The following is a 21,207-nucleotide window of genomic DNA, read 5'->3' on the forward strand; positions in this document are numbered from 1 at the left end:
TTATCCTCCGTAGCTAATTGGATACACGAGCAGGACAAGACCGCCCGCAATCAACACAAACCCCATTGGACGGGTCACGGCGTGCCCGATCTGAGGAAGTTTCTCCAAAACCATGAACAGGGTCGCGAGCCCCATCCACAACAGGCTCATGACACCGCCGACAAAGCCAAGTGCCATAAAGCCCCAGCAACAGCCGACGCAAAACGCGCCAAGACCCAGGCCCATGCGCACGCCACCTGCAAAACCGGTTCTCCAATGTCCCAGGAAATAGGTCATCGGGGCATGGCAGACACCGTGGCACACCTCTTTGGCGCGGGAAAACTGAAAGGCGCCCACGGCAATCATCAAGCCGCCCGCGATCCATCCGGATTTGGCAATTCCCAGCATATCGACAACACCGCCAAACAGCAGAACCAACTGAATTCCTGCGATCACGGCCGCAAACCCGACCCAGACGACGGAATACCCGGCCAGAACCCCCAGCCAGCCGGCGCGGCTGCCATTTGCGCTGCGGATCAGGTCATCGTAACTGCGCAGGGTCGGGATCTGGGTCGGCAGCATCATGGCCGCCATCATGATCGCCCACATTGAAAACAGCGGCCCGAACTCGGCCATGGGCATGTACATATCCATGCGCGGATCCATCGCGGCCATCGCCTGCCCCATCGGCCCCGGACGGCCGATCAGATCAAGGTCCATGTCCCGGCTCATCGAGAACATGACCCACCACGCCCACAAGATCAGAACATAAAAGCCCAGCCACATTCCGCTGCGCAGCCACGTACGACTCACTTCGGCCTCCCGACTCAACTCCCTTGCTTTTCAAATGTCAGACTTTTAAATGTCAGACAAATAAAAATTTGCCCAAGGTCGTCTGAAGATGAAAACCGCGCCCCGGAAAACCGCAGACCTGTCTGCCCAGATCGCCCAGGCCATTCGGGATGCGATCGTATCGGGTGAACTGATCGTGGACGCGCGCCTGCCGTCCGAAGCCGAGCTGTCGGATCAGCTCCAGGTCTCTCGCCCGACCGTGCGTGAGGCATTGAAACGGCTGGCCGCGCAATCCTTGATCCGCACACAACGCGGCGCTTCCGGCGGGGCGTTCGTGAATCGCCTGAGCTTTGAGGATGCCTATTCTCAGCAAGTCACGACTTCGACATTGCTGCTGTCGATGAATGCGGTCAGCTTCGATACCGCATGCGAGGCGCGATATGCCCTGGAAAGGGCCTGTGCGCCTTTGTCCGCGCAGCGGCGCACGGCAGATCACCTGGCAACCATGCGGGCAGAAATATTCCGCCAGTCCCAACCGGGCCTGACGGACGAAGCATTTTGCGCCTCGGACGTCACTTTTCATCGCGCGCTGGTGGATGGGGCTGGCAACCCGGTCCTGTCCTATCAGCTGGCAGGCGCCGTGGAAGCGATGCAACCGCTGATGAACATGATCACGTTCACGGCGCGATCCCGCGAAGAGATCATCGGACTGCACAGCAGAATAGTGGACGCGCTTGAGGCAAAAGACGCAGACACCGTAGACACCGCACTTATTGATCTGGAACATTACACACGACGGCTGGCGCATGACGTAGCCGAAAGCAAACGTAAACCGACCTGAGGGCCGCATTCGAAACAAGATCAGAACAAGGGGCAAACAAGCGGGCAGATTGTCATCCGGCGCCAAGATCGGAACTTTCAATATGAATTGAAGTTCAATGACTTACGGGAGGACGTTATGAACCAAAGACCGGACCCTAGTTTTTATCCATCCGCCAAACTGGCGATGGAGGGCCCCGCTGAGACGCTTGCATTCACGCTGATGCTCAGCCCTGACTTTTCTCAACCCGACGGGCTGGCGGTTGTGAATGTCGATCCAAGCTCGGACGATTTCGGAAAGATCGCGCATCAGGTGATCATGCCCGAAAAGGGTGACGAATTTCACCATTTCGGCTGGAACGCCTGTTCTTCTTCCCTGTCGCCGCTGAGCGGTCATGCGTTTCTGGAGCGGCGCTATCTGATCATCCCGGGCATCCGGTCCAGCCGGATTTATGTCATTGACGTGAAGAACCCGCTTGAGGCTAAGATTCACAAGATCATCGAACCCGAAGAAGTCTTTGCAAAGACAGGGTATTCCCGCCCGCACACGATCCATTGCGGGCCTGAGGGCATCTATGTCAGCACCCTTGGTGGCGGCGGCCCCGACGGCACAGATGGCCCTCCGGGTATATTCATCATGGATTGCGAGACCTTCGATATCATCGGGCGCTATGAGATCGAGCGCGGCGTGCAGGACAAGCATTATGATTTCTGGTGGAACCTGCCGCGTGACTACATGGTCAGTTCCGAATGGGGGCTGCCACCGCAATTCGAAAACGGGCTGGTGGCCGAGGATCTGTTGTCCAACAAGTACGGCCACCGGATCCATTTCTGGAACCTTCGGAACCGGACGAATATTCAAACCATCGATCTGGGCGAAAACCATCAGATGGCCCTGGAAATCCGCCCCGCGCATGATCCCGTAAAACAATACGGGTTCTGCGGCGTTGTCGTCGACACGACCAACCTGCAAGGTGCGATCTTCACCTGGTGGCGCAATGATGACGGCACGTTCGAAGCCAAGAAGACCATAACAATCGATCCGCAACCCGCTGATCCTGATGATCTTCCTGACCTTCTGAAGGGCTTCTCTGCCGTTCCGCCGCTGGTTACTGATATCGACCTGAGCCTGGACGACAAGTACCTCTATGTCGCGTGCTGGGGAACCGGCGAGATGCATCAATACGATGTATCCGACCCGATGAACCCAACCCTGGCAGGCAAGGTCGAAATCGGCGGAATCGTCAAAAAGACAAAGCATCCAAATGGTCAAACCTTTGGCTATGGTCCACAGATGGTCGAAATCAGCCGCGACGGCAAACGCGTCTATTGGACCAATTCGCTCTATTCCACGTGGGACGACCAGTTCTACCCCGAGGAAGGTGGTGCGGCCATGGTCAAGGCTGATGTCGGTGAAAATGGTGGTCTGACACTGGATCCGAAGTTCTGGGTAGAGTTTCCCAAGGGCTATCGCAGCCACCAGATCCGGTTGGAGGGCGGAGACTGTTCAACCGACAGCTTCTGCTATCCGTCGGTCTGAGTTGGAATTTTTGATGTCATCAACGGCTGGCCTGTGGCTGGCCGTTGTTCTGAGCGGCGCCTATCACGGCCTGAACCCCGGCATGGGCTGGCCACTGGCGGTGTCTTCGGCTTTGATGGAACAACGCCAATCCGCGCTTTGGGGTGCACTCGCGGCTTTGGCTGGCGGGCATTTCGTAGCCATGCTCGGCGTACTTCTTCCTTTTGCCCTGATGGCCGTACTGGTCGATTATCAGAATGAAATCCGCATCGGCGCGGCTCTGGTCGTGATTGGCATGGGCCTGTACATCGCGATAACCCGCCGTCATCCCCGCTTTCTTTCGCGGATCCCGCCAAGCAGGCTCGCGCTGTGGTCTTTTCTTGTGGCGCTTGCCCACGGGGCTGCCCTGATGCTGGTTCCAATCTATCTGGGCCTGTGTGCCGTGGATGAACTGGACGCGGGCCATCAAGCGATTTCTCAGATCATGACCACGAACACCCTTTTGGTTCTGGGCGTCGCCGCACTGCATACGGCCGCCATGGTTCTGGGGGGCGGTTTTTTGGCCTTTGCGGTCTATCGTTGGCTCGGACTGCAATTCCTGTCGCGCAGCTGGTTCAACCTGGAGCTCGTCTGGGCCCTGAGCCTCATTCTGGTCGGTGGTCTGGGTCTTTGGTCCGTACTTGGCTGACCTTGTACTTTGTTTTGAAACGCGCTTTGTCTGCATCGAAACAAAACTGGAGCTTCCGAATGCAGGACCAATCCCGCCCAACCGAAGTGCTGCGTCAAGGCAAAATCGACGACTGGACGGCCGCCACAACCCATGCTTTCCCCCGCGAGTTGTCTGACGGCACCCTGCCCGAGAACAAGATGCGCTGGTATCTGCAACAGGATTATCAGTTCGTCGACGGTTTCGTGCGTCTTTTGGCCAGCGCCATCGCGCATGCGCCGACCCTTGCTGACAGCGTACCGGCCGCGCAGTTTCTCGCGGTGATCACTGGCCCCGAGAACACCTATTTCCTGCGCGCGATGGACGCTTTGGGCACTGAACCCAGCACCGAGCCCGCGCCCGCCACACGCGCCTTTCAGGATCTGATGGCCGAAGCCGCAGCCTCTGGCCGTTATCAGAACATGCTGGCGGTACTCGTCGTGGCGGAATGGGTTTACCTGAGCTGGGCCAGCCCGGAAAACCCGCCCAAAGACGGCTTGCCGTTCTGGTTTGCGGAATGGATCACGCTACATGCGGGAGAAGGGTTCGAAAGCGTCGTGGAATATCTGCGCAGTCAGCTGGACAACGTCTGGCCGACGCTGGATGCGGCCGAACAGGCCGAGGTCACGCGACTGTTCCATCGCGCTGTCGAACTGGAACGGGATTTCTTTGACGCCGCCTACGCGGCCTGAACCATAAGGGGGCCGGAATGGTCGCAACTGTGAACGTCATCGCGGCATTGCTGACCATCGGGTTCGGCGCATTCGGGTTTCTGGCCCCGGCCCACACCGCGTCGGCCCTGGATCTGGCCCCGACCAACAGCACGATGGGGTTGTCCGAGATGCGCGCCTCGGTCGGTGGTTTGTTTGTTGTGACGGGGATCGCCGTTATCTGGCTGAACAACCCAATGGCCTATGTCATGCTGGGCATTGTCTATTCCGGTGCAGCGCTGGGTCGGTTTGTGTCGGTCGCGCTGGACAATCCCCCCTTGGCCAAGGCGTTGATCTTTGGGGGAATCGAACTGGTTCTGGCCGTCTGGTTGATTGCTGCAAACTTCAACAAAACCACCTAACAGATTGGAAATGTTAAACACGGTTGCGTTCATTCTGAGTTTGCATCCCCCCATCACCTCACCTATATAAGAGTCGTCCTTCGGGACTATGGACATAAACGCGCTCGTAATAAGCGGATCGGACCCGGGGGCGGTACCCGGCGGCTCCACCAACCATCCTTCGTTTGGGGATTTTGGGGCCGAAACAGGATCGACGAACGTCTAAAGGGGTTAGCTTTGTCTCGGTTGTCTGCCACCGTTACCGGCGAAAACAGTACAATTGCAAACGACAATCGTGCTCCGGTTGCAGTTGCTGCGTAAGCAGTAGCAAGACCGAAACTTAAGCCCTTGCGCCTAGCCGCGTAAGGCGGGGTTCGCAGGTACCTGGCAACAGAAACCTGCATTAACCCCCACATGTCTGGTTTTAATTACCCACCCCTAGGCGGATTCAGAGTTTATTCATTCCTTTTTGCCATCTTGCCAGTACTTGGACAGGAGAACTGGGATGACGAATTCAGAGATACTCAGAAAGTGGTACTCCGAAGTTTGGGAAAACGGAAACACCGAAGCAATTGATCAGTTCTTCGCACCCGAAACGATGGCCGAGGGGCTGATTCCGGAAATGCAGGTCGGTGCTGACGATTTCCGGGATCTGGTCATGGCGTTCCGCCATATTCTGGGGGACATCAAGGTCGAACTGCCCAAGATCATCGAAAACGGCGACTGGGTGTCCGCCATTCTGCATGTGCGTACTTTTCGTGCTGACAATGGCGCGCCGCTGGAAGTCACCGGCCAGGTCATGGCGCGGTTCAAGGACGAAAAGATGGTTGAAGCCTACAACCATTTTGACTTCATCTCGTTTTTTGAAGAACTGGGCCAGTTTCCATCGGACACCCTGCCCGTATGCATGACCGGGCAACGTCTGGACTGGGCGTGAACCCAAAGCAATCTTGACCCCCATGACCCTTGCGCGCTAGCAAGTGCCATGGGGTAAGATTGCGAACGCCCCGTGAGGCGACAGCCCAAGTTTCGCATGTATCCGCGGTCACAAGGAAACATGCCATGGCATCGCCCAACTCTATTTCTCCCAATCAACTCCTGCGTCTGATCGGTACTCCGAACGCGCCCGTACTGTTCGACGTCTGCCTGAATGACGATTTTGAAGAAGATCCCTATCTGATCCCCGCATCAGTCCGGCACCCGGCCACGGATCTTCGGGGGCTTTCGTGCAAGATCTCCGATCGCCCGGCCGTAATTGTCTGTCAGAAAGGCAAAAAGCTGAGCCAGGGCGTTGTCTCCTGGTTGCGCAGCGAAGGGCATCAAGCCGAATTTCTGGAAGGTGGAATGCATGCCTGGCGCGACATGGCCGATGCACCACGTGTGCCCGCAGCACGCATTCCTGATCGAATTGGTGGCCATACGCTGTGGGTCACGCGTCACCGGCCAAAGGTCGACAGAATCGCATGTCCCTGGCTGATACGCAGGTTTGTTGATCCCGACGCCAAGTTCCTGTTTGTGGCACCCGGTGAAGTCGAAAGCGTTGCGACTGTTTTCGGGGCGTCACCCTTTGATATCGAGAACACGTTCTGGAGCCACCGAGGCGACAATTGCACGATTGACACCATGTTGGATGAATTCGGGCTTCACTCCCCTGCGCTGGACCGGTTGGCGACGGTCATCCGGGCGGCGGACACGAACCGACACGCGCTTGCACCCGAAGCGGCGGGATTGTTGGCGGTGTCCGTCGGGCTTTCAAGGCAGTATCGCGATGACCATGAAAACCTGAAAGCCGGGATGAATCTTTACGACGCGATGTATCGCTGGGCGCGCGATGGATTTGACGAAAGCCATGACTGGCCCACCGGGCGAACGTCATGACACCGACACTGGTCGAGATTACCAAGGTCTTTGGCAGGATCGGTTTGCTGTCTTTCGGCGGCCCTGCGGCTCAGATCTCCTTGATGCATCAGGAATTGGTAGAACGTCGACCCTGGCTGGATGAACAAACTTACCTGCGCGCCCTGTCTCTGTGCATGTTGCTGCCGGGCCCCGAGGCGATGCAGCTGGCAACCTATGCGGGGTGGCGTCTGCGCGGCGTTGCTGGCGGGCTGATTGCCGGCAGCTTGTTCGTTTCACCCGGCGCGTTGGTGATTGCGGTTCTGGTCGCGCTCTATTCAGCATTTGGCGATGTTCCCTTGGTGCAGTCGGCCTTCACGGGCATCAAGGCAACCGTCATTGTCATCGTTTTGCAGGCGCTCCGCAATCTTTCGCGCAAGGCATTGAATGATCGCGAGCATCGAACAATCGCAATCCTGTCCTTCCTGGCCATTTTTCTGCTGAACCTTCCTTTTCCGGCGATCATATTCGTTGCCGCAGCCTGGGGGTACGTGACCTTCAAAGGACCCGTAGAATCTCCCCCGCGAGAAGGAACACCACATCTGGCGCGGTCTCTGCGAACGATTGCTGTCTGGTTGCCCCTTTGGTTGGGCCCGCTCGTCGCTCTGAGCGTCACAGGCCATCAACTGCTGAGCGATCTGGGGTGGTTTTTTGCCCGACTCGCCGTTGTGACCTTTGGCGGCGCATATGCCGTATTGGCCTATATGACCCAAACGGTTGTTGACCAGTACCACTGGATCAGCACGGATCAGATGATCGATGGGCTAGGGCTGGCGGAAACGACTCCGGGGCCGCTCATACTTGTCACGCAGTTTGTCGCCATGCTGACCGGGCAACTGACCGGCGGGTTCACGCTGGCGCTTGCAGCCGGTGCGGTTGCATTGTGGGCAACGTTCGTTCCGTGCTTTCTTTGGATTTTTCTTGCGGCCCCATATCTCGACCGTCTGGCCGCGCGTCCCCGCCTGTCCGCGGCCCTGCATGGAATCACTGCGGCCGTCGTCGGAGTGATTCTCAACCTTTCCGTGTGGTTCGCCCTGAATGTTCTTTTCGAATCGGTGTCTGAAAAATCATGGGGTCCTCTGGCAATCCCCATGCCGCAGATTTCCGCGTTGAATTTTACCGCATTCGGTCTGACTATCCTTGCCGGGGCCTTGATTTTTCGACTGAAATTAGGGATGGGAACCGTGCTTGCCCTGATGTCGATTGCCGGCCTGGCTGCACACAATATCTGATCAATCCGGTCTTACCCGCCCTTTCGTTTCCGAACAAAACCCCTATGCTGAGCATAACCACTTTTGAGGATCACACATGTCGCAAGGCATCGATTATGGAAACCTGATGCACACCGCCATGCGCGGCCTGATCAAAACAGTGCTGAAGGATGTTTCTGAAACCGGTCTACCCGGGGCGCACCACTTTTTCATCACTTTCGACACACGTGAAGATGGTGTGGAAATCGCCGACTGGCTGCGTGAACGCTATCCCGAAGAAATGACCATCGTCATGCAGCACTGGTTCGAGAACCTCGAAGTCGGTGACCTCGGCTTTGGCATCACTTTGAACTTTGGCGATGCCCCGGAACCGCTGTACGTCCCCTATTCCGCAATCAAGACTTTCGTCGATCCTTCCGTGGAATTCGGCCTTCGCTTCGAAAGCCCGGAAGACGAAATCGAAGAAGATCAGATCATCGAAGACGACATCGAAGTCGAAGAAGAAGAAATTCATCACGATGCGGATATCGTGTCGCTGGACAGCTTCCGGAAATGAACCTTCAAACCCCGCCCGGCGCGGGGTTTATCGTTTCATTAGGAAAGTCTCGACCGATCGTGATTTTTGACCATCTATGAATCGTGAAAACGCCAGGTTCAGCCCGCCTTCGGCAAGCGTGCGGTCGAATTGCTGCAACTCATATCCTCCGTCCTCGTCAATGAACAAAGAAAACACGGTCAGTGTTTCGTCGACGATGCGGCCCCATACAAATGGCTCGCCCTTCATCGGGTCCAGCGGGACTTCGTGACCAAAAACATTGCGTTTCATCGCCGCCGAAAACACATCCGGGCGGTCTGACGGAACAAAATCAATCGAGAACTTCTGTTCCTTTACGCGTCCATCCAGCTTGTATGTCGTCGTCCGCCAACTGACGTTGAAACCGTTCTTGGTCTCGACGATGGAAACGCTCATGTCGCGGGGCGTTGTCGTGCCATCCGCGTCTACAACTTCGGCTGAACCGATATAATCTCCTATGAAAGGTGTGATGTCTGCCGCGCGGGCCGCTGCGCTCAGAACCGACAGCCACAAAGCGCAAACTGCAATTATCGCGACTGCTTTTTCAAGCGTAAAGCGATGGAAATTTGGCATTTTGTCCTCCATGGCGTCTATTGCTCCATTGTAGCCCAGAGGTGTCCGCAAACAATGCACATTCCCCGCCAATAACGATTAAAGTGACGCACTCCGCGCCTATACCTTTGAAGCCCTTAAGTTTAAGGTGCGCGCAACTGGCCGATTGCGTCACGGCGTGGCTGCGGCTAAACGGCATACAACTGCATACCAGACGGAGTGACCGATGTCTCAAACCCGCACAGAATCCGACAGCTTTGGCCCGCTCGAGGTTCCTGCCGACAAGTATTGGGGCGCCCAAACGCAGCGCTCGATCATGAATTTTCCCATCGGCTGGGAAAAACAGCCGGTCGCCATCGTGCGCGCGCTGGGCGTAATCAAGAAAGCCTGCGCCATGGAAAACAAGGCAACGGGCAAGCTGGACGCAAAGATAGCCGATGCGATCATTCAGGCCGCAGGCGAGGTGATCGAGGGCAAGTTCGACGACAACTTTCCGTTGGTCGTGTGGCAGACGGGTTCCGGCACCCAGTCGAACATGAATGCGAACGAGGTCATCGCCAACCGAGCCATCGAGATTCTGGGCGGCAAGATCGGATCCAAAGACCCGGTACACCCGAATGACCACTGCAACATGGGGCAATCGTCGAACGATACTTTCCCAACCGCCATGCATATCGCAACAGCGATGAGCGTACGCGACGTGCTGCTTCCCGGTCTTGAAAAACTGGCGTCCGGGCTCGAGCAGAAGGCCGAGGAATTCAAGGACATCATCAAGATCGGCCGAACCCATACACAGGACGCGACACCGCTGACACTGGGTCAGGAGTTCAGTGGCTATGCACACCAGATTCGTCAGGGGATCGCACGCGTACATGCGGCGATGCCGGGGATTTATGAACTAGCCCAGGGCGGAACGGCCGTTGGCACCGGCCTGAACACCCAGCACGGCTGGGACAAAGCCGTCGCAGGCCATATGGCCCAGATCACCGACCTGCCCTTCGTGACGGCGCCGAACAAGTTCGAGGCGCTGGCCGCCCATGATGCCATGGTCTTCCTTTCGGGCGCTTTGGCAACGATTGCCGGCAGCTGCTACAAGATCGCAAACGACATTCGTTTCCTGGGCTCCGGGCCTCGTTCCGGCCTGGGAGAGCTGATCCTGCCGGAAAATGAGCCCGGCTCGTCGATCATGCCCGGCAAGGTAAACCCGACGCAGGCCGAAGCGCTGACGCAGGTCGCCGCGCATGTGATGGGCAACAACGCGGCAATGAATTTCGCCGGGTCGCAAGGGCATTTCGAATTGAACGTCTACAATCCGATGATGTCCTACAACCTGCTGCAATCGATCCAGCTGCTGGGGGATGCCACCGACAGCTTTACCGAGCGGATGCTGCTGGGCATCAAAGCGAACGAGCCGCGCATCGACCAGCTGATGAAGGAATCGCTGATGCTGGTCACGGCGCTTGCCCCTACCATCGGTTATGACAATGCAACCACCGTTGCGAAAACCGCCCACAAGAACGGTACCACGCTCAAGGAAGAAGCCATCGCGCTGGGCTTTGTGGACGAAGCGACCTTTGACGCCGTCGTCCGCCCCGAACAGATGATCGGCCCAAAAGACTGATGGGCAAGCCGGTCAATCTGAACCGGTATCGAAAGGAAAAAGCGCGGGCCGAAAGAAAGGCCCGCGCCGACCGGAACGCCGTCGCGTTTGGGCGTACAAAAGCTGAAAAAGAAGTCGTGAAACTTCAACAGAAAAAACAAAAGCGCGACCTCGACGATCATGAGCTGGACGAATGAGCGGCCGTCCTGTCAAACGCTCTCTGACCCTGAAAGGACACCGAACCTCGGTATCACTCGAGGATGAATTCTGGCGTGCTTTTCGCGAGATCGCTCAGGAACAAGGTAAGCCAATCAATGTCTTGGCGGCTGAAATTGATGTGGCCCGCGACCCGGAAACGGGTCTTGCATCGGCCATACGCGTCTTTGTGCTGAACTGGTTCCGCAACCCTGATTGAGACTTGTCACGCCCTCGCCTCGACGTGTAACGTGAGTGGGAACAAAAAGGGTACAACCATGAGCGACACCATTACCGGGCCGGATGGGCAGCAAAGATGCGCATGGTGTCAGGCCGCGCCCGAATTCTTTGAATATCACGACAATGAATGGGGTTACCCTGTGGGCGACGACCAACGATTGTTTGAAAAACTATGCCTCGAAGGCTTTCAGTCAGGTCTTAGCTGGCGAACGATCCTGAACAAGCGCGAAAACTTCAGGAGGGCTTTTTGCGGGTTTGATTTCAACAGGATGGCCGCGTTTTCTGATGCTGATGTGGAACGCCTGCTACAAGATTCCGGGATTATCCGTCATCGTGGCAAGATTGAAGCGGTGATCAACAATGCGCGTTGCGCACAGGATCTTGTGGCGGCCGAAGGATCTCTGGCGGCCTATGTCTGGCGTTACGAGCCTGAGACGCCTCCGCCTCCGCAAACGGCGTCCACATCGCCCGAGTCGGTGGCCATGTCGAAAGATCTCAAGAAACGGGGATGGAAGTTCGTTGGCCCTACAACCGTGTTTGCGTTCATGCAGGCCATGGGGCTGGTCAATGATCATGCCGAGACCTGCATCGGCAGAAAAAAAGCGGCGCAGTTACGCCGCTCTTTCGTCAAACCTGTCTGACGGATCAGACCGAGGCTTTGTAAATCTTGTCGATGTTGGCACCCAGGGCCGCGTTGAATTCGGCATCTGACTGCTGCTTCGACAGGCCTTCGGTCAAGGCCCGCGAGAAGGATGCAATCATCTTGCCATTCCGGCCCAGCAGATCACAGGCTTCTTCCGTCGAATAACCGCCCGACAGGGCCACAACGCGCATGACCCGCGGGTGGTCGGCCAGCGCGTCATACAGGTTTGCCTGTGTCGGGATCGTCAGCTTCAGCATAACGTCCTGCCCCTCGGCCAGTTGATCGAGGTTCTTGAGGATTTCAGCCTTCAGGATGTCTTCCGCCTCGGCCTTGGTTGCCGAATGGATGTTCACTTCAGGTTCCACGATCGGAACCATACCGGCATCGGTGACTTCGCGGGCGACGTCGAACTGTTGGGCAACCACCGCCGCGATGCCATCGGCATTCGCTTCGTGAATGACCGAGCGTTCCTTGGTGCCGAACACACCATCGGCCTTGGCCAGGGTCTCGGCCAGACCGGGGATCGGTTTCATCATCTGAACGCCATTTGCCTGTTCTTCCAAGCCTTTGTCGATCTTCAGGAAAGGAACGATACCTTTGACCGACCACAGGTAGTCGGCAACCTTGCGGCCTTCGATCTCTTCGCCCAAGGTACGTTCGAACAGAATTGCGCCAATCACTTTGTCCTTTGTGAAATCGTCAGCCAGAATGATGCGGGCACGCATCTTCTGGATTTCACCGAACATCTCTTCCTCCGAGCTGTAGTCGGATGCCTCGACACCATACAACGCAAGCGCTTTCGGGGTTGATCCGCCGCTTTGATCCAGTGCCGCGATAAAGCCCGTGCCGTTGATCATCTGCGCGCGCTGTTCTGCTTTGGACATATTGTTTTCCTGTTCAATGATGATTCCGATGTTCTTCCCCGCATACAACAGGGCGTGAACCGATGGTAGGTTGTTAGCGCTCAACCAGGCGTAACCATATGCCATCTTTGGATCGAACCGTCAGGTGAGCGACCGGAACGGGTGTTTTTCCCGGGATTGTTTCGAACCGAAAGCGGCGCAAGAGCATCGACAGGATCAGCGGCCCTTCGACCATTGCAAACCCGGCCCCGGTGCACACTCGGGGGCCTGCTGAGAACGGGATGTAAGCGTCGCGCTGGCACCGCTTGCCGTTTTCCGTGCCCCAACGGTTTGGATCAAAACCGTCCGGATCGTCCCACAAACGCGCCTGACGGTGCAAATGCCACGGGCTGATCACGATCTGCGCGCCAACCGGCACATCCCGGTTACGGAACCTTTCAGGGCACGTGGTCTCGCGGACCATCATGGGCACCGGAGGATAAAGGCGCAGCGCTTCGCGGAACACATCCCGGCTGATCCGGAGTTTTGAAACAGAGGCAAATGAAGGATCATCCAGAACAGCGGCCTCCTCTGCAACCTTCTGCTGCCATTCCGGATAAAGCGCCATCAGGTACAGCGTCCAGGCCAAGGCTGACGCGCTGGTCTCATGCCCGGCAAGAAAAAAGATCGCCACCTGATCAACCATTTCCTCGGGGTCGAAGAACTGCCCGGTTTCGGGATCAGCCGTCGTCATGATCTTGGTCGCAAGATCGTCAGGTGCCGTTCCGTCCTTGATGGCCTTTGCGCGTGTTCTGGTCAGTTCGGCAATCAGCGCCCTGATATCCCGCGCGTTCTGTTTGGTCGCCCCGGAATGAAGCCGGGGCAGCCACTTTGGCAAGGGAACAAAAGCTGCCAGATTCAGCAAAGGTTGCGCGCGTTGATAGGCCCGGAACTTTTCGAACACTTGGCTGGCGATAGCGTTGTCGATAGGAACGGAAAACAGGGTGCGAAATATCACGTCCGCCGCTGCATGGCTTGTCTGTTCTTCGAATTCGAGTTCCCCTCCGACATGAGGCCGCAGCCGTTCCACACACGCCTCGGCAGCGGCCAGCATGGCCGGGAATGTATCCTTCAGACGCCCCCCTTCGAACGCGGGATCGATAATCCGCCGCTGTCGTTTCCAGGTCTCGCCATTGGTCAGAAATACCGAATTGCCAAGCAACGGGCTCAGGCCTTCGCTGATCCTGCCGGATTTGGGAAAATCGTCAGGCCGTTTCTTGAGGACGGTTTGAACCAGATCCGGTTGATTGATCAGGAACGACCGGAAGAACGGAGTTTTGAATTCTGCCATCCACGCGCGATACAGCCGGGCTGGCTGCGCCGACAGCAGGTCTTGTCTGAACAGTTTCACATAGCGCAGCAACGAAACCTTCTCGGGGCGCGGGTCTGGCTTGGGCGGCGTTTTGGTCATGGGTGTACCGAGGTGAACTTGGAGACAGGCATCTCGATACGGCTGCGAGAAGCCTCACGATCCGCAAACCTTTGCCCCAGCGTCAAAGGGCCAGCCGTTATCCGAAAATAATCATAGCTTTCCGGCTTATCGAAGGCGCAAAGATACTGAAAATGAAGCCGAAAAAATCGCCATCGCAAAGCTTTCCAGCGTTCCGGAGACAAGGTTTGCGAAAAAGCCGCCGACAGGACCAGCGGCCAGCGTTTATCAGCATCGGCCACCCCCGTGACCGCAACCGGATCGCAAAGCGCAAAGGCGCAGCCATCGCCGGGGGCCGAGACATCGATCCAGCTGAGCTCGGACCGCGTGGACAGGAAATGCAGATCGGACCGCAAATCGTGTGCCTGGGGCAGAAACGAGACCATGGGAACCACCTGTCCCAGACTGAGAAACGACAGCTCCGCGCGTTGCTCGTACACTTTCGAATTTCGGATCAGTTCGGCCAGAACAGACACCCCCAGATGCGCGCCCGAGCTGTGGCCAACGACCAGCACTTCATCCACATCGGAATTCAGCGCCTCTTGGATCGCTTCACGAAACGACGACAACCTGTCCCGCAGTTCGACCGGCATATGCCCGCTCAGCTGTGCTGAATAGGCGTAATCATGCATCAGGTAATACGCAAACAGCCGGTTATCGACCTTGCGAAACCACAGCAGTAACGCGACGGCGATGGCTGCTCCGGGGAATATCCCCCACCAACCTGCCATGCCTATGCACGTCCATGCCAACGCAAGCGCGATCAGCAGCTGAGACACCAACATCGCCACTGGATACAACGCAGCGATCACCGGGCCCTTGCGCAATCGCATCAGACGCCACAACGTACCGGTTGATATGAAAATCCACGCCGTGCGGGCCAATTGCCAATACGTCGCCGGGATAGAGGCCGACATGCTGTCGCGTACGATGTCGGACCACACCAGAACCTCGAATTCCGTTTCAACAGTCAGGCCATCTTGTTCCGAGGTTACCCGCCAGCCGAAACGTCCCTCCGTTGTCATTGGGGATATGGCGATCTCGTACCCCGAGATCCGGGCCTGCTTCTGCGATTCACTGCGATACAGCTCGCGATATCGCCGGGGCGGCATCGGATCATAGCCGGGTATATAGAACACCCGACGTCTGCGCACCTGCGGCTGATTTGTGTGACTGCTCATGCCCTTACCTTCTGATGCGCAGGTTAACGCAGGCTTGAAGCCAAGGTAAGAGGGTCAGTTGATCACCCGAAATTTGCCAGCGCCGGAAAAGTTTCCAGCAACCACCAGCTAAAACGGGTGAAAAGCCCGGTTATCAGCATGATGCCCACAAACAGCAACAGTCCACCCATGATCTTTTCGATCGTGCCCATATACGGTTTGATCCGGTTCATCACGGTCATGGAGCGATTCAGGAACATGGCTGCCAACAAGAACGGAATACCCAAGCCCGCAGCGTAGACCCCCAGCAAAAACGTGCCACGCGCGACCGACGCTTCGTTGGCCGCCAGTGACAGGATCGCCCCCAGCTGAGGCCCAATGCACGGGGTCCAGCCGAATGCAAAAGCCAGGCCAAGGATGTAAGCGCCAAAGACCGACCCACTGGAATCACCGGTTTCAATCCGTGCTTCGCGATCCAGAAAAGGAATCCGGAAGACATTCAGAAAGTGAAGGCCAAAGACGATGACAACGGCACCGGACAACTTGGCGAACAGCACCTGATTTTGCAGCACAAACGCGCCAAAGGCCGATGCGGTAAAGCCAAGCAGAAGAAAGACGGTCGACAGGCCCATGACAAAGAACAGCGCCGACATGGTCGCCTTGCGCCGCGCGCGGCCCTCGTCCTGCATCTCATGTATGGTAACGCCGCTCATATACGCCAGATAAGGCGGTACGATTGGCAATACGCAAGGCGACAGAAAGCTGATCAGGCCACCCAGCAGCGCGACGAACATGGCGGGCAGCAGTCCCGCGTCTATGATTTCGATTCCGAACATGTTTCTGCACATATGTGATGAAGAGCGATCCGTCACGGGGCCAAACGGTCACATCCTCGTGCTCGGAATCTGGACAATATTACAACTTCACCCTATCCCGAAAATCATGTCAGAGATTACAGATACCCTGGACGCATTGGGCCTGTTGTGCCCCCTGCCCGTCCTGAAAGCCCGCAAAAGACTGAAATCCATGCCGGAGGGTGCCGTTCTGCGGGTGCTGGCCGATGATCCTGCGGCCATCGTGGATGTTCCGCACTTTTGTGCCGAGGCCGGGCATACACTGCTTTCGCAGGACACTGACGGCGCACATCAGATCTATCTGATCCAAAAATCCAGCTGACCTTCGTTGCAGGTCAAAAAAAGGCGGGCCGATCAGCCCGCCTTTTTCATTAACTTCCCAGCGACCACCAACCGCGGCGTTTGGGCTTGGTGGGTATAGGTTCAGGCTCTTCCGCCACGCTTTCAAGCACCGGCTCGGGCGTTGCTTCTGCTGGCCCGTCTTCGGCAGGATCGTCGGTTTCTGCAACGTCAGAGGCTTCTACAGCTTCCGTAGATTGCTTTTCCGCCTCATCCGCTTCTTCAACCGCTTGTGCCGCATCTACACCGTTTGCAGGTTGCTCTTCCGACGGCGGAGCGTCAGCCTGTGCTTCGGCTGGTTCAGCGGCCACCTCAACTTGTTCCGCCACGACCTCTGCGCTTTCGCCCGCGATGCTCTCGCCGGTTTCCTCGGTTGCCGGCTCTTCCGTTGCAGCGTCGGCCGTCGTGGCGGATGGCTCTTCAGGCTGATCCGCAACTTCTTCGGCAACCGCATCTTTCTTGCGACGGCGCGGGGCGCGTTTGCGCTTGGGCTTTGCCGGTTTTTCTTCCTCCGAAGCCTCAGCTTCAGCCGGCTCAGCACTTTCGACGTCAGGCGTATCGCTCTCTGCGTCTTCTTGTGCTGGCGCGTCACCCTCTTCCGCGGCCTGCTCCGGCGCATCGCCATTGCCCGAACCTTTCTTGCGACGACGACGACGGCGCTTGCGCTTGGGCTTTGCCTCTTCTTCGGTCTGAGCGATTTCCTCTTCGGTCTCTTCCGCGTCCGATGAATCGACAAGATCCATCAGCGACGCATCGACAGAAACAACAGGCGCCGTAGCCTCGGGAACAATCCGGCTGGCCGTCTTGAACTTCTCCATCGAGAAGTCCGGGCTGACTAAATGGATATCCCCTTCGATCCTCACTGAAAGCCCATAACGCGCCTCGATCTGCGCAATATGCTCTCGCTTCTGGTTCATCAGGAAGTTGGCGATGCTGACAGGGCAGCGCACCAGGACTTCGCGTGAACGGCGACGGGTACCTTCTTCTTCGATTTGACGCAGGATCGACAAGGCCATGTTGTCGTCCGAGCGGATCAGACCGGTGCCGTGACAGGCCGGGCACGGCTGTGTCGTTGCCTCGATCATGCCGGGGCGCAGACGCTGACGGCTCATCTCCAGCAGACCAAAACCCGAAATACGACCAACCTGGATGCGGGCGCGGTCCGTTTTCAGTTTGTCTTTCAAACGCTTTTCGACAGCCGAGTTGTTCTTGCGCTCGTCCATGTCGATGAAGTCGATGACGATCAGACCGGCGAGATCGCGCAGGCGCAGCTGACGTGCAACCTCTTCAGCGGCCTCGAGGTTGGTCTTGAGTGCGGTTTCCTCGATCGAACCTTCCTTGGTGGCACGGCCCGAGTTCACGTCGATCGCCACCAGTGCTTCCGTCACGCCGATCACGATATAGCCACCGGATTTCAGCTGTACGGTAGGATTGAACATCCCGGCCAGATAGCTTTCCACCTGATAGCGCGCGAACAGAGGCAGCGCATCTTCGTACCGTTTCACGTTCTTGGCGTGCGACGGCATGATCATCTTCATGAAGTCCTTGGCGATGCGGTACCCGCCCTCGCCTTCGACCAAGACCTCGTCGATATCACGGTTGTAAAGGTCTCGGATCGACCGTTTGATCAGATCACCTTCTTCATAAATCTTTGCCGGCGCGATGGATTCCAGTGTCAGCGCCCGGATCTGCTCCCACAAACGCTGGAGGTATTCATAGTCGCGCTTGATCTCGGATTTGGTTCGCTTGGCTCCGGCGGTTCGAATGATCAAACCCGCCCCGGTCGGCACATCGATATCCGTTGCGATTTCTTTCAGCTTTTTCCGGTCCGCCGCGTTGGTAATCTTGCGGCTGATGCCACCACCACGTGCGGTATTGGGCATCAGAACACAATACCGTCCTGCCAGCGAAAGATAGGTGGTCAGCGCAGCACCCTTGTTTCCGCGCTCTTCCTTGACAACCTGCACCAAAAGGACCTGACGTACTTTGATGACTTCCTGTATCTTGTAGCGACGCGGGCGCGGTTTGCGCGGCGGACGAATGTCTTCGCTGTCATCATCATCAGCAACCGATTCAATCGATGCGTCTTTTGATGCAGCGTCTGTGCTTTTGGTTTCGTCAACGTCCTCATCAGGGTCTTGTTCATCATCCGCAGCTTCAACAGGTTCTTCTGCTTGCTCAGGCTCGGATTGGGCTTCATCCCCCTCCGTTTGAACGTCTTCAACGGCTTCCAGTGGCTCTTCGGCCTGATCCTCCGCGTCGTCGCCCGACGCCTCAATGGCCTGTTCAGTGGCTTCCTCGGCAACGTCGTCTAGTGCTGCCTCATCCGATGCGGTTTCGGTTGCTTCTTCAGTGGCCGGCGCGTCATCGTCAACTGGCTCCTCTACCGGAGTTTCAGCGACGACTTCCATCGGCGACGTTCCTTCCGGAACCTCAACATCTGCTTCTTCACCCTCGTCCAGATCGATGGTTTCCATGCCGGTTGGTTCGGTCGAAACCTCCATCGTTTCAACCGGATCATCCGATTTCACGTCAGCAGCCTTTGCGCGAGACCGCGACCGCCGCTTCTTGGATTTGGCCTCCTCAGCCTCATCCCGCGCCTTCATGGCCTCGGCATAGGCGCGCTCTTCCTCCATCAACGCCTCACGGTCGGCGACGGGGATCTGGTAATAATCCGGGTGAATTTCAGAGAATGCCAGGAAGCCATGCCGGTTCCCGCCATAATCCACGAAGGCCGCCTGAAGAGACGGCTCAACCCGCGTTACTTTTGCAAGATAGATGTTGCCGGCAAGCTGGCGTTTGTTTTCGGATTCAAAATCGAACTCCTCGACCTTGTTTCCGTCAACCACCACGACGCGGGTTTCCTCCGCGTGGGTGGCATCGATAAGCATTTTCTTAGCCATTTGTCCTTGGTGCACCGCGCCAAACGCGTTGTCCTGACCTGTCCAGGCGGACAGGCGCTTTTGGGGAGGTGTCTTGTCAGGGCGATATCAGACGGCGCGCGGCAGGGTCTGGCGCTGTGGCCCCCTGCCCGTTCTCTCAATCGTTGCGCGCGCGTCATCGCGGTTCTTCTCCGACAGGCGCGTCTGAACGCAGCCTGCCCATTTATTCCTTTCGCCCAGTGATCCCGGGCTCAGGTACTCCACTGCCCCTTGAGGGGCATAATCGGTCTGCTGAACCGCGAGGTCTTGACCCTCACCAACGGATCAGCAGCGAAACTCAAAGATTCGGGACTTGCAGGCGTCAAAATCGCCCGGCCCGTTCCGACACAATAAAAGCAACCCTGTGGAAAAGACAATGGGCAAACTGCACTCTGCCACCAACCAGCGCAACGGATCCCCTTCATCTGGCTAAAAATATCCCGGGGGAGGCTCCATAGGCGGCGGGGGCAGAGCCCCCAAGTCGCATCGCTTACAGATAGTCCGAACGCTGAAGGCCGTATTTGGCCATCTTCTCGTTCAGCGTCCGGCGAGGAAGGCAAAGCTCGTCCATGACTGACGCAATAGAGCCTTTGTGCCTGCGCATCGTATTATCAATCAGCATTCGTTCGAAAGCTTCGACATATTCCTTCAGCGGCTTGCCCTCGGTGGTCATCACCGGCTGCATCTCTTCGTGATCGGACATCAACAAAGACGCGATGGTGCCCGAACCACGGCGCGATTGCAGCACCGCCCGTTCGGCAATATTGATCAACTGGCGCACATTGCCGGGCCAAGGGGCCTGCAACAGTTGCGCAGCTTCTTGTGCGCTCACTTGGGGTGCGTCGCAACCGTATTCTTCGGCAAACTGCTCGCTGAGACGGGTGAACAGGGTCAGGATATCTTCGCCCCGCTGCCGCAACGGCGGCATGGTGATGCGCAGCGCGGCCAGGCGATAGAACAGGTCCGGGCGCAGCACGTCTTCCGATGTCTTGCCGGCCTCCTGCAAGTTCGAGATGGCAACGATCCGGGTCTCCGCAGGTGTGCCCTGCTCGTTCATCACGCTCAGCAGCTTGGCCTGCAACGTATCGCTCAACGCTTCCACATCTTCCAGGACCAGCGTGCCGCCACGCGCCTCTTCTATGGCGGGCAGTTGCGCATCTTCGGGAATCATGGGGCCAAACAGACGCTTGGCCAGTGCATCCTCTTCAAGCGCGGCGCAGGACACCAGAACAAACTTCTTGCCGGCACGGCTGCCAACGGCATGAAGCGCGTGCGCCACAAGCGTTTTCCCGGTGCCGGTTTCACCGTCGATCAACACATGGCCGTCGGCCTGGCCGAGATCCAGTATATCCTCACGCAGCCGCTCCATGACCGGGCTGGCGCCGATCAGCTTGTTCATGATCTGGGTGCCGCCGGACAACTCGCGCCGCAAAGCACGGTTGTCCAAGGTCAGACGGCGCGCATTGCTGGCGCGTTTGGCCAGCTCAGACATCCGATCGGGGTTGAACGGCTTTTCAAGGAAGTCGAACGCACCAACGCGCATCGCCTCAACCGCCATCGGCACATCACCGTGGCCGGTGATCATGATCACCGGCAGGGTGCTGTCGGCGCCCATCAGCTTTTTCAGAAGCTGAATGCCGTCCATTCCGGGCATCTTGATGTCCGAAATAACAATCCCAGGGTAATCCGGCCCCAGAACCTTGAGCGCGTCCTCGGCGCTGGCAAAGGTTTCCGTGTCATATCCGGACAATGCAAGCCATTGGCTGATCGATTGGCGCATGTCCTGTTCGTCATCCACAATGGCGATTTTCATGGCCTGTGCCAT

At 57.3% G+C, this 21,207-nt stretch carries 22 protein-coding genes and 1 other RNA gene; 15 read left to right on the top strand and 8 right to left on the bottom strand.

The features are described 5' to 3' along the window. Positions 1-765: a DUF2182 domain-containing protein gene (locus ACR0A2_RS03645; protein WP_480834467.1), complete on the bottom strand. Its 765-nt coding sequence runs from the start codon at positions 763-765 to the stop codon at positions 1-3. Between the two features lie 115 nt (positions 766-880). Between ACR0A2_RS03645 and ACR0A2_RS03650 the strand changes: the two genes are divergently transcribed. The 10 genes from ACR0A2_RS03650 to ACR0A2_RS03695 all read left to right on the top strand — a co-directional run bounded on the left by ACR0A2_RS03650 (position 881) and on the right by ACR0A2_RS03695 (position 8,529). Next, positions 881-1,612 carry a FadR/GntR family transcriptional regulator gene (locus ACR0A2_RS03650; RefSeq protein ID WP_480834078.1) on the top strand — a complete coding sequence of 244 codons (732 nt, stop codon included), beginning with the start codon at positions 881-883 and terminating at the stop codon, positions 1,610-1,612. Between the two features lie 117 nt (positions 1,613-1,729). Further along, positions 1,730-3,130, top strand: coding sequence for a selenium-binding protein SBP56-related protein (locus tag ACR0A2_RS03655; protein ID WP_480834080.1), 1,401 nt, complete (start codon positions 1,730-1,732; stop codon positions 3,128-3,130). A gap of 13 nt (positions 3,131-3,143) precedes the next feature. Further along, positions 3,144-3,797: a hypothetical protein gene (locus ACR0A2_RS03660; RefSeq protein ID WP_480834081.1), complete on the top strand. Its 654-nt coding sequence runs from the start codon at positions 3,144-3,146 to the stop codon at positions 3,795-3,797. A 59-nt stretch (positions 3,798-3,856) separates the two neighbouring features. Next, positions 3,857-4,507 carry a TenA family protein gene (locus ACR0A2_RS03665; protein ID WP_480618519.1) on the top strand — a complete coding sequence of 217 codons (651 nt, stop codon included), beginning with the start codon at positions 3,857-3,859 and terminating at the stop codon, positions 4,505-4,507. Positions 4,508-4,524: 17 nt separating this feature from the next. After that, the gene (locus ACR0A2_RS03670) at positions 4,525-4,887 is read left to right on the top strand and encodes a DUF4345 family protein (protein WP_480618520.1); all 363 of its coding nucleotides are present in this window, start codon (positions 4,525-4,527) and stop codon (positions 4,885-4,887) included. Positions 4,888-4,923: 36 nt separating this feature from the next. Next, positions 4,924-5,271, top strand: a transfer-messenger RNA (tmRNA) gene (gene ssrA, locus ACR0A2_RS03675). 100 nt (positions 5,272-5,371) lie between these two features. After that, positions 5,372-5,803: an ester cyclase gene (locus ACR0A2_RS03680; RefSeq protein ID WP_170344384.1), complete on the top strand. Its 432-nt coding sequence runs from the start codon at positions 5,372-5,374 to the stop codon at positions 5,801-5,803. Positions 5,804-5,928: 125 nt separating this feature from the next. Continuing rightward, on the top strand, positions 5,929-6,744 hold the full coding sequence (locus tag ACR0A2_RS03685) for a chromate resistance protein ChrB domain-containing protein (protein WP_480834082.1): 816 nt from the start codon (positions 5,929-5,931) through the stop codon (positions 6,742-6,744). Then, on the top strand, positions 6,741-7,994 hold the full coding sequence (gene chrA / locus ACR0A2_RS03690) for a chromate efflux transporter (protein ID WP_480834083.1): 1,254 nt from the start codon (positions 6,741-6,743) through the stop codon (positions 7,992-7,994). Before ACR0A2_RS03685 ends, chrA begins: the two co-directional genes overlap by 4 nt. Before the next feature lie 76 nt (positions 7,995-8,070). Next, a complete protein-coding gene (locus ACR0A2_RS03695; protein WP_171168262.1) occupies positions 8,071-8,529 on the top strand; it encodes an SspB family protein in 459 nt (152 codons plus the stop codon). A gap of 27 nt (positions 8,530-8,556) precedes the next feature. Here ACR0A2_RS03695 and ACR0A2_RS03700 read toward each other — a convergent pair whose 3' ends face one another. After that, positions 8,557-9,120: a hypothetical protein gene (locus ACR0A2_RS03700; protein WP_480834084.1), complete on the bottom strand. Its 564-nt coding sequence runs from the start codon at positions 9,118-9,120 to the stop codon at positions 8,557-8,559. A 205-nt stretch (positions 9,121-9,325) separates the two neighbouring features. Here ACR0A2_RS03700 and fumC point away from each other — a divergent pair, with 205 nt between their 5' ends. From fumC to ACR0A2_RS03720, 4 genes are read left to right on the top strand one after another with little or no spacing between them, the layout of a single operon-like run. Next, a complete protein-coding gene (fumC, locus tag ACR0A2_RS03705; RefSeq protein ID WP_480834085.1) occupies positions 9,326-10,720 on the top strand; it encodes a class II fumarate hydratase in 1,395 nt (464 codons plus the stop codon). Continuing rightward, a complete protein-coding gene (locus tag ACR0A2_RS03710) occupies positions 10,720-10,896 on the top strand; it encodes a DUF4169 family protein (protein WP_480445058.1) in 177 nt (58 codons plus the stop codon). Before fumC ends, ACR0A2_RS03710 begins: the two co-directional genes overlap by 1 nt. Beyond that, the gene (locus ACR0A2_RS03715) at positions 10,893-11,114 is read left to right on the top strand and encodes a ribbon-helix-helix domain-containing protein (protein ID WP_152457905.1); all 222 of its coding nucleotides are present in this window, start codon (positions 10,893-10,895) and stop codon (positions 11,112-11,114) included. The genes ACR0A2_RS03710 and ACR0A2_RS03715 overlap by 4 nt, the downstream gene beginning before the upstream one ends. A gap of 58 nt (positions 11,115-11,172) precedes the next feature. Further along, positions 11,173-11,775 (top strand): DNA-3-methyladenine glycosylase I, encoded by a 603-nt coding sequence (locus ACR0A2_RS03720; RefSeq protein WP_480834086.1) that lies wholly within the window; start codon positions 11,173-11,175, stop codon positions 11,773-11,775. A gap of 4 nt (positions 11,776-11,779) precedes the next feature. On the opposite strand, the gene ACR0A2_RS03725 is transcribed toward ACR0A2_RS03720, so the two are convergent. The 4 genes from ACR0A2_RS03725 to ACR0A2_RS03740 form a co-directional block, all read right to left on the bottom strand. Continuing rightward, positions 11,780-12,661 carry a fructose bisphosphate aldolase gene (locus ACR0A2_RS03725; RefSeq protein WP_480834088.1) on the bottom strand — a complete coding sequence of 294 codons (882 nt, stop codon included), beginning with the start codon at positions 12,659-12,661 and terminating at the stop codon, positions 11,780-11,782. A gap of 73 nt (positions 12,662-12,734) precedes the next feature. After that, complete coding sequence (locus tag ACR0A2_RS03730) at positions 12,735-14,090, bottom strand: cytochrome P450 (protein ID WP_480834089.1); 1,356 nt, start codon at positions 14,088-14,090, stop codon at positions 12,735-12,737. Then, positions 14,087-15,289: a hypothetical protein gene (locus ACR0A2_RS03735; RefSeq protein ID WP_480834090.1), complete on the bottom strand. Its 1,203-nt coding sequence runs from the start codon at positions 15,287-15,289 to the stop codon at positions 14,087-14,089. The genes ACR0A2_RS03730 and ACR0A2_RS03735 overlap by 4 nt, the downstream gene beginning before the upstream one ends. Before the next feature lie 62 nt (positions 15,290-15,351). Beyond that, positions 15,352-16,104 carry a cytochrome c biogenesis CcdA family protein gene (locus tag ACR0A2_RS03740; protein ID WP_480834091.1) on the bottom strand — a complete coding sequence of 251 codons (753 nt, stop codon included), beginning with the start codon at positions 16,102-16,104 and terminating at the stop codon, positions 15,352-15,354. A 106-nt stretch (positions 16,105-16,210) separates the two neighbouring features. On the opposite strand from ACR0A2_RS03740, the gene ACR0A2_RS03745 reads away from it, so the two are divergent. Further along, positions 16,211-16,444 carry a sulfurtransferase TusA family protein gene (locus ACR0A2_RS03745; RefSeq protein WP_152457900.1) on the top strand — a complete coding sequence of 78 codons (234 nt, stop codon included), beginning with the start codon at positions 16,211-16,213 and terminating at the stop codon, positions 16,442-16,444. 49 nt (positions 16,445-16,493) lie between these two features. Here ACR0A2_RS03745 and ACR0A2_RS03750 read toward each other — a convergent pair whose 3' ends face one another. Continuing rightward, positions 16,494-19,364, bottom strand: a complete 2,871-nt coding sequence (locus ACR0A2_RS03750) for an Rne/Rng family ribonuclease (RefSeq protein ID WP_480834092.1) — start codon at positions 19,362-19,364, stop codon at positions 16,494-16,496. Between the two features lie 508 nt (positions 19,365-19,872). Next, positions 19,873-21,207 (bottom strand): sigma-54-dependent transcriptional regulator, encoded by a 1,335-nt coding sequence (locus ACR0A2_RS03755; protein ID WP_480834093.1) that lies wholly within the window; start codon positions 21,205-21,207, stop codon positions 19,873-19,875.

Source organism: Ruegeria sp. H8 (assembly GCF_056532905.1).